18 protein-coding genes are annotated in these 13381 nt (G+C 44.3%); 17 read left to right on the top strand and 1 reads right to left on the bottom strand.

Annotated features, from left to right (window positions below):
• The 13 genes from map to CLV98_RS13435 all read left to right on the top strand — a co-directional run bounded on the left by map (position 1) and on the right by CLV98_RS13435 (position 8577).
• Positions 1-801: a type I methionyl aminopeptidase gene (gene map / locus CLV98_RS13495; protein ID WP_109674858.1), complete on the top strand. Its 801-nt coding sequence runs from the start codon at positions 1-3 to the stop codon at positions 799-801.
• An 8-nt stretch (positions 802-809) separates the two neighbouring features.
• Positions 810-1028 (top strand): translation initiation factor IF-1, encoded by a 219-nt coding sequence (gene infA / locus CLV98_RS13490; protein WP_025764334.1) that lies wholly within the window; start codon positions 810-812, stop codon positions 1026-1028.
• A 37-nt stretch (positions 1029-1065) separates the two neighbouring features.
• A complete protein-coding gene (gene rpmJ / locus CLV98_RS13485) occupies positions 1066-1182 on the top strand; it encodes a 50S ribosomal protein L36 (protein ID WP_084299511.1) in 117 nt (38 codons plus the stop codon).
• 5 nt (positions 1183-1187) lie between these two features.
• Positions 1188-1565, top strand: coding sequence for a 30S ribosomal protein S13 (gene rpsM / locus CLV98_RS13480; protein WP_109674857.1), 378 nt, complete (start codon positions 1188-1190; stop codon positions 1563-1565).
• A 42-nt stretch (positions 1566-1607) separates the two neighbouring features.
• Complete coding sequence (gene rpsK, locus CLV98_RS13475) at positions 1608-2003, top strand: 30S ribosomal protein S11 (protein WP_109674856.1); 396 nt, start codon at positions 1608-1610, stop codon at positions 2001-2003.
• A 90-nt stretch (positions 2004-2093) separates the two neighbouring features.
• Entirely contained in the window at positions 2094-2699 is a 606-nt protein-coding gene (rpsD, locus tag CLV98_RS13470) for a 30S ribosomal protein S4 (RefSeq protein WP_109674855.1), read from the top strand.
• Between the two features lie 128 nt (positions 2700-2827).
• Positions 2828-3817, top strand: a complete 990-nt coding sequence (locus CLV98_RS13465) for a DNA-directed RNA polymerase subunit alpha (protein ID WP_109674854.1) — start codon at positions 2828-2830, stop codon at positions 3815-3817.
• 75 nt (positions 3818-3892) lie between these two features.
• Positions 3893-4621, top strand: coding sequence for a 50S ribosomal protein L17 (gene rplQ, locus CLV98_RS13460; protein WP_109674853.1), 729 nt, complete (start codon positions 3893-3895; stop codon positions 4619-4621).
• A gap of 167 nt (positions 4622-4788) precedes the next feature.
• The gene (carA, locus tag CLV98_RS13455; RefSeq protein WP_109674852.1) at positions 4789-5889 is read left to right on the top strand and encodes a glutamine-hydrolyzing carbamoyl-phosphate synthase small subunit; all 1101 of its coding nucleotides are present in this window, start codon (positions 4789-4791) and stop codon (positions 5887-5889) included.
• Positions 5890-6383: 494 nt separating this feature from the next.
• On the top strand, positions 6384-6701 hold the full coding sequence (locus tag CLV98_RS13450) for a hypothetical protein (protein WP_109674851.1): 318 nt from the start codon (positions 6384-6386) through the stop codon (positions 6699-6701).
• Between the two features lie 165 nt (positions 6702-6866).
• Complete coding sequence (locus CLV98_RS13445) at positions 6867-7463, top strand: Crp/Fnr family transcriptional regulator (protein WP_109674850.1); 597 nt, start codon at positions 6867-6869, stop codon at positions 7461-7463.
• Between the two features lie 190 nt (positions 7464-7653).
• Positions 7654-8298: a hypothetical protein gene (locus tag CLV98_RS13440; RefSeq protein ID WP_109674849.1), complete on the top strand. Its 645-nt coding sequence runs from the start codon at positions 7654-7656 to the stop codon at positions 8296-8298.
• Between the two features lie 21 nt (positions 8299-8319).
• Complete coding sequence (locus tag CLV98_RS13435) at positions 8320-8577, top strand: hypothetical protein (RefSeq protein ID WP_109674848.1); 258 nt, start codon at positions 8320-8322, stop codon at positions 8575-8577.
• 104 nt (positions 8578-8681) lie between these two features.
• Here the strand turns inward: CLV98_RS13435 and CLV98_RS13430 are convergent, their stop codons facing one another.
• Entirely contained in the window at positions 8682-9401 is a 720-nt protein-coding gene (locus CLV98_RS13430) for a thioredoxin domain-containing protein (RefSeq protein ID WP_109674847.1), read from the bottom strand.
• Positions 9402-9526: 125 nt separating this feature from the next.
• Between CLV98_RS13430 and eno the strand changes: the two genes are divergently transcribed.
• From eno to gpmI, 4 genes are all read left to right on the top strand, one after another.
• Positions 9527-10798 carry a phosphopyruvate hydratase gene (gene eno / locus CLV98_RS13425; RefSeq protein ID WP_109674846.1) on the top strand — a complete coding sequence of 424 codons (1272 nt, stop codon included), beginning with the start codon at positions 9527-9529 and terminating at the stop codon, positions 10796-10798.
• 54 nt (positions 10799-10852) lie between these two features.
• The gene (locus CLV98_RS13420; protein WP_109674845.1) at positions 10853-11194 is read left to right on the top strand and encodes an FtsB family cell division protein; all 342 of its coding nucleotides are present in this window, start codon (positions 10853-10855) and stop codon (positions 11192-11194) included.
• A gap of 67 nt (positions 11195-11261) precedes the next feature.
• On the top strand, positions 11262-11762 hold the full coding sequence (locus CLV98_RS13415; RefSeq protein ID WP_109674844.1) for a low molecular weight protein-tyrosine-phosphatase: 501 nt from the start codon (positions 11262-11264) through the stop codon (positions 11760-11762).
• Positions 11763-11819: 57 nt separating this feature from the next.
• Entirely contained in the window at positions 11820-13352 is a 1533-nt protein-coding gene (gene gpmI / locus CLV98_RS13410; RefSeq protein ID WP_109674936.1) for a 2,3-bisphosphoglycerate-independent phosphoglycerate mutase, read from the top strand.
• Positions 13353-13381 lie beyond the last annotated feature (29 nt).

Raw genomic sequence — 13381 nt, 5'->3', positions numbered from 1 at the left:
ATGATTTATCTCAAGACAGAGCAGGAGATAGACCTGATTAAGCAAAGCGCACAAGTATTGGGTAAGGCACATGCCGAAGTAGCCAAATGGGTAAAACCGGGGGTTACCACCAAAAAACTAGACGAAATCGCAGAAGCTTACATTAGGGATAACGGTGGAGTACCTTCCTTTAAAGGTTTCAATGGTTTCCCCGCCTCTCTTTGCATCTCTCTAAACGAAGTGGTCGTACATGGTTTTCCTAGCAACTACGAGTTAAGAGATGGAGATATACTCTCAGTCGATTGCGGTGTTTTGTTGAACGGTTTTCATAGCGACAGCGCATATACTTACCCAGTAGGGGAAGTAAGCCAAGAAGTGAGAGAACTGTTGGTAGCCACCAAAAAGTCCCTTTATGAGGGAATAGCTATAGTAGCCGACGGCATGCGCATGGGAGATGTAGGTTTTGCTATTCAAAATTTCGTTGAACAAAGAGGTTACAGTGTAGTGAGAGAGCTGGTAGGCCACGGAATTGGTAGAAGCTTACACGAAAGTCCCGAAGTACCTAATTATGGTAAACGGGGCAAGGGTATCAAACTGAAGGAAGGGATGGTCTTGGCCATAGAGCCGATGATTAATCTTGGTACCAAAGGAGTAGTACAAGAAAGGGATGGTTGGACCATCCGCACGGCAGATCGCAAATGCTCGGCTCATTTTGAACATACAGTAGTAGTACGGAAGGGCCAAGCGGAGATACTCACAACATTTGACTACATAGAACAAGTAACGGCCAACACCAGCCTAGCGGTTGTTGTGAACCAATAAATTAACGAATGGCAAAACAAGCATCAATCGAACAAGACGGAGTAATCATTGAAGCTCTGTCGAACGCAATGTTTCGGGTGGAATTAGAAAACAAGCACGAAGTCATTGCACATATATCTGGTAAAATGAGGATGCACTACATCAAAATCTTACCAGGGGATAGAGTTAAATTGGAAATGTCGCCTTATGACCTATCGAAAGCAAGAATTGTGTATCGGTACAAATAGGGCTTAGTCTAGTGAACAACACATAAGGTCAATAAAGATGAAAGTTAAAGCATCAGTTAAAAAACGCAGTGTAGACTGCAAGGTAATTCGCCGAAAGGGAAAGATTTATGTGATAAACAAAAAGAATCCTCGGTATAAACAAAGACAAGGTTAATAATTATGGCACGTATTTCTGGAGTTGATATTCCCGACCGCAAAAGGGGTGAGATCTCGCTAACTTATATTTATGGAATTGGCCGTAGTTCGGCCAAGAAAATCCTGGACAAAGCTGGCGTTGACGTTAATAAGAAAGTGATTGATTGGTCAGACGATGAGTCTGGAGCCGTCCGCTCGGTAATCGCAGGTGAATTTAAGGTAGAAGGTGCGCTTAAGTCGGAGGTACAGCTTAGTATTAAGCGCCTAATGGACATTGCATGCTATCGTGGTCTTCGTCATCGTAAGGGATTGCCATTGCGTGGTCAGCGTACCAAGAATAACTCTCGTACTCGTAAGGGTAAACGCAAAACAATCGCGAACAAGAAAAAGGCTACTAAATAACAAATGAGCGGTGTCGTTAAAGGCACACTTATTACATAAGCAATGGCACAAAATAAAAGAAAAGACAAAGCGAAGAAAAGAGTTGTTGTAGTAGAGCCGGTGGGACAAGTTCACATCAAGGCCTCTTTTAACAATATCATCATTTCTATCACCAATTTGAACGGTCAGGTGATTTCCTGGGGTTCTGCTGGTAAAATGGGTTTCCGCGGTTCTAAAAAGAACACGCCGTATGCTGCTCAAACAGCGGCATCTAGTGCAGCACAAGTCGCTTTCGACTTGGGTATGCGCAAGGCTGAAGTGTTCGTAAAAGGACCAGGATCGGGCCGTGAGTCGGCTATCCGTACCATCCAGAATTCTGGTATCGAGGTTACCATCATTCGTGATATTACTCCACTTCCGCACAACGGTTGTCGTCCTCCAAAACGTCGGAGAGTATAAATTATATCGCTCTCGGGCGGTATCCATTCGTAATTTGGACACTGGGGTTACAGAATGGTTTTTTTTAATTAAGTTAACACAAGTTTTTTAATGGCACGTTACACAGGTCCCAAATCGAAGATTGCAAGACGTTACGGAGAACCCATCATGGGTCCCAGCAAGGCGCTTGCAAAGAAAAATTATCCTCCAGGCGTTCATGGGAAAGGCCGCAGACCTAAGAAGTCGGAGTATGCTTTACAGTTGATGGAAAAGCAAAAAGTGAAATTTATTTACGGTATTCTTGAAAGACAATTCCGTAACCTATTCGAAAAAGCTTCAGTTAAAGACGGTATTACAGGTGAAAACCTTTTGAAATATTGCGAAGCTCGCTTGGATAACACCGTATACCGCTTGGGTATCGCTCCAACCCGTCGTGCTGCACGCCAGTTGGTATCTCACAAGCATATCTTGGTAGACGGAGAGATCGTTAATATCCCTTCTTATTCCTTACGTCCTGGTCAAGTGGTGACCGTTCGTGAAAAGTCGAAATCTTTGGAAGCCGTTTCAGATAGCCTTTCTGGACATAGCGCAAGAGGATTCAACTGGTTGGAATGGGATGGTTCGCAATTGAGCGGTAAATTTGTTACGTTCCCTGAGCGTGACCAAATACCAGAGAACATCAACGAACAATTGATCGTTGAATTGTACTCTAAATAACAATCTTCATTACAATAGCACGTTACTCTTCGGTAACGTGCTATTGGCCGGTAACGGTTATTTTGCGATCGCAAAGGTAACGGTAGCGTGATCAACTATCATTTACTACTATAAAAGGAGCAAAGACTATGTCAATATTAGCTTTCCAAATGCCTGATAAGGTCGTCATGGAAAAAGCAGACGACTTTCATGGGTTGTTTGAGTTTAAGCCTTTAGAGAAAGGATACGGCGTAACGATAGGAAATGCGTTGCGTAGAATACTACTTTCATCTTTAGAGGGCTACGCCATAACGAGTGTGAAGTTCCCTGGTGTGCTTCATGAGTTTTCTTCAATTGAAGGTATTGTAGAGGATGTTACGGAAATCATCCTGAACCTGAAACAGGTTCGTTTTAAAAAAGTTTCAGATTTGAACGAAAGCCGTATCGTGGTGAACCTTAAGAATGTCTCTGTCATTACGGCTGGCGATATTGGTAAGTTTACCAACACATACGAAGTTTTGAATCCTGATCTTGTAATTTGCCATATCGACGACAACAAAGAGTTCGAAATGGAACTTTTGTTGGACAAAGGTAGAGGTTATATACCTGCCGATGAACCTAGAGCGAACGAACTTCCCTTTGGTTTCATAGCAGTAGATTCGATCTATACTCCGATCAAAAATGTAAAATACAGTGTTGAAAATACACGTGTAGAACAAAGGACCGATTATGAGCGCTTGCTGATCGACATCCAAACCGATGGTTCTATCCATCCGGAGGATGCCCTTAAAGGAGCCGCCAATATATTGATCCAACACTTTATGCTCTTCTCGGATCAGACAATGACCTTCGAAAAGCAAAAAGCGGAAGAAGATAATCAAGTAGATGAAGAGATGTTGCGCATGCGGAAACTGTTGAAAACTTCCTTGTCGGAGTTGGATCTTTCTGTTCGTGCTTACAACTGTCTTAAATCGGCGGATGTTAAGTCCCTTGGGGATTTGGTACGGCTTGAAATTTCGGACATGATGAAGTTCCGTAATTTTGGTAAAAAGTCGCTTACTGAGTTGGAGCAGCTCGTTGCTGACAAACAACTCACATTTGGAATGGACGTCGCCAAATATCGGTTAGACGAAGAGTAAAAAAGTAATTCCATAATCAGTATGTATTCTGAAGCGCGTAGGTACGCTGCTCGAAGCAACTAAACAATAAACAAAATGAGACACGGTAAGAAAGATAATCACTTAGGAAGAACGGCATCTCACCGCAAGGCGATGTTATCGAACATGGCTTCTTCTTTGATTATCCACAAAAGAATTGAAACTACTTTGGCTAAGGCCAAAGAATTGAGAGGTTATGTTGAGCCTCTTCTTACGAAGGCCAAAGAAGATACCACCCACAATAGAAGGGTTGTATTCTCTTACCTGAACGATAAGGAGTCGGTAAAAGAACTTTTCGGTAACGTTTCTGATAAAATTGCCAACCGTCCTGGTGGCTACACGCGTATTATCAAATTGGGTAACCGATTGGGTGATGCTGCAGAGGTGGCTATGATCGAATTGGTTGACTTTAACGATGCTCTTCTTCTGGCTAATGCCGACAAACCTGCCAAAACACGTCGTAGCCGTCGTGGTGGTAAGAAAGCCGCTGCTCCAGCTGCCGAGGTCGTAGCCGAAGGCGATGACTTGAAGAAAATAGAAGGGGTAGGTCCTAAGATCGCTGATATCTTGACGGAAGGTGGTATCGCCACTTTCGCTCAACTAGCAGCATCGACTCCAGAAGCGATTCAGGAGTTGTTGGAAAAAGCCGGCCCTCAATACAACGCACATAGCCCTGCTACTTGGCCTGCTCAGGCTCAACTGGCTGCCGATGGCAAATGGGACGAGTTGAAAAAATTGCAAGATGAACTTGATGGTGGACGTGAAACCGATACTGCAAGTGAATAAGCATATTGCAATATGAAATTTGTTTAGTAAAAAGGGGTTAGGCGTTGTCGTTTAACCCCTTTTTATGGCTAATTTTTTAATTTTGCATAGGGAATCAAACCGAAACAGCCGATAGATGGTTATGATATCGGCACAAATTAACCAATAGTATAAATATAGAATCAAATATGGGTCACAAGAAAGAGGCATTGCTTTTGTTGGAAGATGGAACCGCTTACAGAGGGTTAGCCCTGGGCATTGACGGCACCACCGGTGGTGAGCTTTGCTTCAATACCGGCATGACTGGCTACCAGGAGATCTATACCGATCCGTCGTACTATGGCCAGATCATCGTCAATACCAATTCGCATATAGGCAACTATGGCGTGCAGCTGGAAGATGAGGAAGAGTCTGGGTCTGTAAAAATCAAAGGAATGGTATGTAACACCTTCTCTCAGGTGTATTCGCGCCATACCGCCGACTTCTCCCTTCAAGAGTATTTTGAAAGGGCTAAGATCGTAGGAATAAGCAATGTCGATACCCGCCATATCGTACGCCATGTACGCGAAAAGGGGGTGATGAATGCCATTATTTCTTCCGAAATACTCGACGAAGTGGCCCTGATGGAAGAACTCAAAAAAGTACCTTCTATGGATGGTCTGGAGCTTTCGTCGGAAGTAACCACCTCTGAGCCTTATTTTATGGGCAACGAAGGCCATAGCAAATGGCGCGTGGCCGTGATGGACTACGGGATCAAAAAGAGCATCTTAGATAACCTCACCCAGAGGGGCTGTTATTGCAAAGTGTTCCCCGCTCGTACTCCTTATGAAGAGGTGATGCAATGGAACCCCGACGGTTTCTTTATCTCTAACGGACCGGGCGATCCGGCATCGATGGGCTATGCCGTAGAAAATGTTACCAAAATGGTGGCTAGCAATAAGCCCGTGTTTGGCATATGCCTAGGGCACCAGTTATTGGCGCTTTCCAGCGGTATTAGCACCTATAAAATGCACCATGGACACCGTGGCCTTAACCACCCCGTTAAGAACCTACTAACAGGCTTATGTGAGATAAGTAGCCAAAACCACGGCTTTGCAGTCAATCCTGAGGAGATCAGTAACCACCCCAACGTGGAGATCACCCATGTGAACCTGAATGATAAGACTATAGAAGGGATACGCCGTACAGACCACCCGGCCTTTTCGGTGCAGTATCACCCCGAGGCATCGCCCGGGCCACACGACTCCCGCTATCTGTTCGATCAGTTTACCGCGCTTCTTAACGCTTAATACTTTCCTATCCCTGCCGAGTTCGGCAGGGATTTTTTTTGATATGTTCTTCGATGTTCGTCATCATGCTATGCCGCACCTACGTCGCTATGGAGTTGGTAGGCATGCAGGATGTTATTGATAAACGCACCTACAGCACTTAGTTTCGGCGATCGGCCATTCGCCCTGGGTTATCGATTAGTGTCTATTTCCCCTGGGGTTGTAGCCTGTTTTATGGCCTTAGTCCTAAAACCTAAAGCCGATTTACGTACCTGTAATAATAATTGCTTATTAAATTGGTTGTATTTACTCGTATAGGTTGAGTTGTATGTTAATTTTTAGTCTTTAAAATATTAATTCTAATTATTCAAATTAGTTTATATATTTACAAAATGCAGGCCCTGATTGCATGGCTGATGTAGGCTACTGATATAGGTGGCAGTCGATGATTTTAATGTATAAAAATTACTTTTCCAATAAACCAGTCCAGAAGAATATTTTTAGTATGGGGCATTTTGGGCGCTATTGCCTTGTTTGTCATCAGCTTTATAGAGAACGATTATCCAGCTTACAGGCAGTACTTTGAATTCGTTCATTATTTCTTGATGGCATTTGTAGTGGTATTCATTCGGCTGTTTAGCAAGAGGAAGTTTTCAATGCGGGATCTTTTTTTGTCCTACCTCATTGGCCTAGTGATGTTTGGATATTCTGAAACGCTATTCAATGATATCGGAAATTATAATATAGTGCCCGCCCTTGCCTTCACCGTTGGGTTCGTGTTTACTATGCTGATAGGGAATCGTATGGATAAGGGTTATGGGACTCAGGGGTGATTTCTGAGCTTGTGATTTTTGATTTTGTTTACCGGTTTTTGAAGCATGAAGTCATTAGTTCAAGACAATAGAACATATTTTAATAAAATATGCAGTTAATTTAAGTAGCTTTAAATTAACTATTGAGGTCGATTTTTTTATATTGGTATACCCAAAGTCTTTTTAATGGAGAAATTTATAAATGGTCTTGCTGAATTTGCTGGTATAGCTCCAGAGAATTTTGAAGCGGCTATTCCGTTTTTTACAAAGGTAAATGTCCCAGCCGGGAAACTATTGTTATCCGCAGGGGATATCGCCAGTAATCTTTGGTTTGTTGATGTGGGAATACTTCGAGCTTATTATTTAGAGCAGGATTTGACTTTGATCAAAGTGTTAGAACAGAACGCCCAGCCTGCCGAAATTACCACCTGGATTATTCCTGCTTTTGGTTTTTTGACCGATATTAGTAGCTTTTTGTATCAGAAGCCGGGCCATTACTATATCGAAACATTGGAACCCTCTACCCTCTACCAACTATCCTATCAGAACTATAAAGCCTTATCAGAATTATATCCTGAAATGGGGCACCTTACCCATGAAAGCACTTTTGAACTAATGGACATGCGTGTAAGGATGTGCGGATTACGTTCGGCGGCCGATCGGTTGGCATTTTTTGAAAAACAGTATCCAGGAATTACCGGCAGAATATCCGTTAATATTCAAGCCTCCTACCTCAATATTACCCCGAGTACCTTAAGCAGAATACGTAATCAGAGGAAGTGATTTTCTGACTTATGTGGATTCACTTTCTGACATATGTCAGAAGGGGATAGGTGAATTTATTATAGATTTGTAAAACAAAACCCCACCATAGTTTACTAGACCGAAGGCGGGGCATTTGTTAGTTATAATTATTCTCACAATCAAAACTTTTGTAAAAGTATGAAAAAGTGATTACTTATTTTAAGCGTATTTGTGTTATCTTGAAAAGGAAAGTCCATCTGTTGAGCCAAATAATGAATTGCTATCTACCACTCTAGTTGTAGAAGGGGATGGTTTTAAGGTTGTTAAAGCAGACAAAATTTCTAATAGAGAAAAATTGTACAATATCTTTTCTTTGCATGAAGAATTATTAGAGGCCATTAGCCTTGAAAGATATGGCATTAGACTGGGAGTCAATGATTTTGATTTTGACCAGTTAGATATTTCATCAACTGAATGGTCAGCAAATAAAGCATTTTCATTCCGTTGCAAAAATGATTTGTCAGATATGAATCTTCAATTAATACTTACAATATTTGTGGATGATTCCGGAGATTTGTTCAATGCTTCGTTGGTGGAGGTAATTGATAGGCGCCAACTTAGTCTGCTATCTCTTGCTAGTGGTGATGAAAGTAACTTTATTTTTTCAAACGATAAAGTTGCAGGTAAATTTTCTAGTATAATTGCCAAGGATTCAAAAGCTAGGATTAGTGGATGCGGTCAGGAAACAATGAATTGTATTTCTGATGTTTATTCTAACCATGGGTGGTGGTCCGTTGCTGTATCAGTTGAAACAGCATTTTTCCCACAGACGATGGTGGCTTTTGCGGCGGTTTGTGCCGCGAAGAACTGTTAAAAAATATAAACCACATATAATATGAAAAGGAACTATTTGTTGGTGTTTTTAATGATGATTGCTTGGCCAATGATGACATTGGTTTTAATGGTACGCATGGGCTTAATAAATTCAACCATCTTTACTTTGGGCCTGGTAATTTATGCCTTCTTGTATCACCCCTATATTTCAGCCAAGCGGCTTGTTAAACTTGGAGTCATCGAAAGCAAAGATCTATGGAAGTCTTTTATCCCATTTTGGAATATGAAGTACTTCGATTTGCTCTATACTCGGAACTGAAAACCAGGAATGGGATGCATAATCCAATCTATGAAGTATTCCACAAAAAAAGCGTACGGCGAGGAACAACCTGGCCGTACGCTTTTTTTGATAGGAATTGCGTATTATAACTGGGCGTCCAACCAAGTCCGGAATTCTTTTTCTTCGATCAGCCCATTTTTGCGTTCTACCAACTTCCCATTTTTATACATCAAAAAGGCTGGTATTTCATCGATGCCTAAATCTTTAGCCAGGGATTTGTTTTCGTCGTAATTGATGGCTACTACCTTCGCTTTGCCAGCATATTCTTTTTCTAACTGGTGGATGATGGGAAGCATTTTAACGCAGGGCGCACACCAGGGGGCGTTAAAGTCGATCATCACGACCGGCTCCGCCTGTACCATTTGCTGAAAGTCGTCGGCCGACATTCCTTTTGGCTTAGCTCCTGCCTGGGCCGGTTCATCGATTGGATTTCCTGCGGAGGTCCATTTCAGATACCCTCCCTTGAGGTCGTAAATTTTCTTAAACCCGTTTTCTGACAATATCTTGGCGGCGCCTGCACTACGCGACCCAGCTAGGCAATACACAAATACGGGCTTGTCCTTGTCTAGAGCCTTGATTTGGTCGGTAAAGGCCTCGTTTTTATAATCAACGTTCAGGGCCTGGTGCAAGTGCCCATCCTGGTATTCGGCCGGGGTACGTACGTCCAACAATTGAGCGTCGGGGGTGCTAGCCAATTTCTCCTCGAATTCCTTGGCGTTAAGTTGGTCCTGGGATTGATTTTGAGATTGGCACGAAATGGTGGCGAGACATAGTAATATTAAAAGTGCTCTGGCTGCTTTCATAGCTATAGATTAATTAGATAGTTTTGTAAATTTACGCTAAAATAACGCAAGCTGTAATCCTAACGATTTTTTTGTGTTATTTTTACCCATATTTTATCCATTTACAATCAAAACCCAAGCTGCAAATGAGTACGATTCAGTCAGTACATGCAAGACAAATTCTTGATTCAAGAGGCAACCCAACAGTAGAAGTAGATATACGTACCGAAAATGGTTATCTAGGACGTGCTGCCGTTCCTTCTGGAGCTTCTACCGGTAAACACGAAGCCGTAGAACTACGGGACGACGACAAGCAAGTATATGTGGGTAAAGGGGTTTTAAAGGCGGTAGAAAATGTAAACGAAATCATCTATCCTGAACTAATAGGCCACTCTGTATTCGAGCAAAACCTGATCGACAAGATCATGTTGGAATTGGACGGAACTCCTAACAAGAGCAAATTGGGTGCTAACGCCATCCTTGGGGTTTCTTTGGCGGCTGCCAAAGCGGCTGCACAAGAAGCAGGCCTACCCTTGTACCGCTACGTAGGAGGTACCAACGCCAACACCCTGCCCGTTCCGATGATGAACATCCTTAACGGAGGTAGCCATGCCGATAACTCCATCGATTTCCAAGAGTTTATGATTATGCCTGCCAAGGCCGACACCTTCTCGGAGTCATTGCGCATGGGGGTTGAGGTATTCCATACCTTGAAGACCGTATTGAAAAGCAAAGGATACTCTACCAACGTAGGAGATGAAGGTGGATTTGCCCCTAACATCAAGTCCAACGAAGAGGCTATCGAAGTGGTATTGCAAGCGATCGAAAAAGCAGGCTATAAGCCAGGTGAAGATATATTTATCGCGATGGATGCGGCGGTATCTGAGTTCTATGAAGATGGATTGTACCACTTCAAAAAATCGGATGGTCGCAAGCTTACCTCTGCCGAAATGTCGGACTACTGGGCTCAGTGGGTGGCTAAGTACCCCATCATCTCTATTGAAGACGGTATGGACGAAGACGACTGGGATGGCTGGAAGGCCCTTACCGAAGCCGTTGGTAGCAAATGCCAGCTGGTAGGTGACGATTTGTTCGTAACCAACGTAAACCGTCTGACTCAAGGTATCGACTCTTCTATCGCCAATGCGATCCTGATCAAAGTGAATCAGATTGGTTCTTTGACTGAGACTTACGATGCTGTAAACCTTGCGAAGCGTAACAAATATAAGAGCATTATGTCGCACCGCTCCGGTGAAACGGAAGATGCTACCATCGCTGACTTAGCCGTAGCGATGAACACGGGTCAAATCAAAACTGGATCGGCTTCCCGTTCCGACCGTATGGCCAAGTACAATCAGCTATTGCGCATCGAAGAGGAGCTAGGCGAAAACGCATACTTCCCTGGATTGAAGTTCTAATAGACCAATATATTAAAACCGGGGTGTTGAGCCCCGGTTTTTCTTCATGATACCATGTCCCATTCGAACCCGAAAACCTTCACCTGGCCTCGCTTGCTGAGAAGCTTTTACCCTGCCACGTTCGTGTTTTGGTTGGCTTGGATATTTTTCCTCGACAATAATAACATATCGGTGGTGCTCTCCAACAAAGTTAAAATGATGGAGCTAGAAAAGGAGCGTGCGATTTTACAGGAAAAAATCAAGCAAGTGAAGCGGGAAAGAAACGAGGTGTTTGGGAATCCTAAGATGTTGGAAAAATGGGCCCGCGAAAAATTTATGATGCGTAAGCCCAATGAGGATGTGTACGTGATAGTGGATGAAAATAATCAGCCCCTAGAAAGTACCACCAGCGAGTAGCAGCGAGGCCTGCTGCATTCCGATGGAGCCGGCTAGGCTGCCGTAATCACTTTAAAGAATTTTCGCCTTGATACGAGTCTTATTCGTTTGCCTCGGTAATATTTGTCGCTCTCCCATCGCTGAGGGCGTTTTCAGTACCCTCATCCACGATAAAGGTCTTCAAGAACGTGTAAGCTGCGATTCGGCCGGCACGGCAGGTTATCATCAGGGAAGCCTCCCCGATACCCGCATGCGCCTTATTGCACAAAGACATGGAATTACCCTCAACCACCAGGCACGCCAAATCCAAACCAGCGATTTTTCCGATTTTGACTATATTATAGCCATGGATGCCAGTAATAAGGTCAATATTAGGCAATTTTGTCGGGAACGTACCGGTGCCGTTCTGCCAGAGTCTCAGGTGCTATTATTTCGGACTTTCGATCCTAAGCATCCAGAACTAACCGACGTGCCCGATCCATACTACAGTGGGCAGGAGGCCTTTGAGGAGGTCTATAGGATCGTGTCGCGCTGTGCCCTTTCCTTTATGGAGCATTTGTTGGCCCAACACCCCTCCCTGATCGCCTAGGAGCGGGTACATAGGGTAATTATACTTAAGATATCATCATTTAAAACCTTGGAAAAAGTGAGCAAGAAAGTCATTTTAATTATCATGGACGGTTGGGGAATTGCCAAAAATGGCGAGGAAAACCGTTCGGCGGTAGTAGCCGCCAATACCCCTTTTTATGATAGCATCCTTACCACCTATCCCCATAGCAAGCTTGCCGCGAGCGGATTGGCCGTTGGCTTACCCGATGGACAAATGGGGAACTCAGAAGTGGGACATACCAATTTGGGTGCCGGTAGGGTAGTGTACCAGGACCTGGTGAAGATCAACCTGGCCGTTGAAGAGGGTACCCTGGGGCAAGAGAAAGTCCTAAAGGATGCCTTTGCCTATGCCAAAGACCAAAATAAAAAGGTACATTTTATTGGCCTAGTCTCCGATGGAGGCGTACATTCCCATATCGATCATGTGAAGGGACTCTGTAAGTTTGCCGCTGAGGCACAGCTCAAGGATGTGTTCGTACATGCCTTTACCGATGGCCGCGACTGCGACCCTAAGAGTGGCCTCGGCTTCCTGAAAGACTTGCAAACGTCTATGGAGGCTACCACAGGACAAATCGCCAGCGTAACAGGGCGCTACTATGCCATGGACCGCGACAAACGCTGGGAAAGGGTAAAACTGGCCTACGACGCCATGGTGCTTGCCGAAGGACAACAGGTACCCAAAGCCGAGCTCCTGGACGCCATACAGGCATCCTATGAGGCGGGCGTAACCGACGAGTTTATCAAGCCTATTATCGCTACCAATCCCGACGGCTCCCCTGTGGCGGTGATCGAAGAAGGCGATGTGGTGCTATGCTTCAACTTCCGTACCGACCGTGGCCGGGAGATTACCGAAGTACTTACCCAGCAGGACTTCCACGAACAGAATATGCACAAGCTTAACTTGCGCTATATCACCATGACCAATTATGATGACACCTACCAAGGCGTAGAGGTGATCTTCGATAAGGATAACCTCAATAATACCCTTGGTGAGGTATTGGAAAAGGCAGGGAAAAAACAAATTCGGATCGCCGAAACAGAAAAATACCCCCACGTGACATTCTTCTTTTCGGGGGGGCGTGAAAAGCTTTTCGAAGGCGAAAGTAGGCTTATGTGTCCTTCCCCTAAGGTTGCCACTTACGACTTGCAACCCGAAATGTCGGCCTTCGACCTGAGGGATGCGATCGTTCCCGAGCTGAAGAAGGAAGAGGTCGATTTTGTATGTCTGAACTTCGCAAACCCCGATATGGTAGGACATACTGGTGTGTTTGAAGCGGCGGTAAAAGCCTGTGAAACGGTGGATAGCTGCGTCAAAGAGGTAGTCACCACGGGGCTGGAGCATGGCTATTCGGCTATTATTATCGCCGACCATGGCAATTCCGACTATATGTCTAACGACGACGGTACCCCTAATACCGCCCATTCTCTGAACCTTGTTCCTTGTATATTGGTTGATGCAACGTACCGCCAGCCGATTCAGGACGGCAAGCTGGCCGATGTGGCCCCTACTATTCTGGACTTGATGGGCATAGCCAAACCCCAAGACATGACGGGTACTAGTTTGTTGTAAATCATCAGCTTGTAGAGTCGGTAGGCGGT

It is taken from the genome of Dyadobacter jejuensis, assembly GCF_003149085.1.
Lineage (GTDB): Bacteria > Bacteroidota > Bacteroidia > Cytophagales > Spirosomataceae > Dyadobacter > Dyadobacter jejuensis.
Note: the sequence above shows the minus strand (reverse complement) of the source record. Positions and strands in the feature narration are given on the sequence as shown.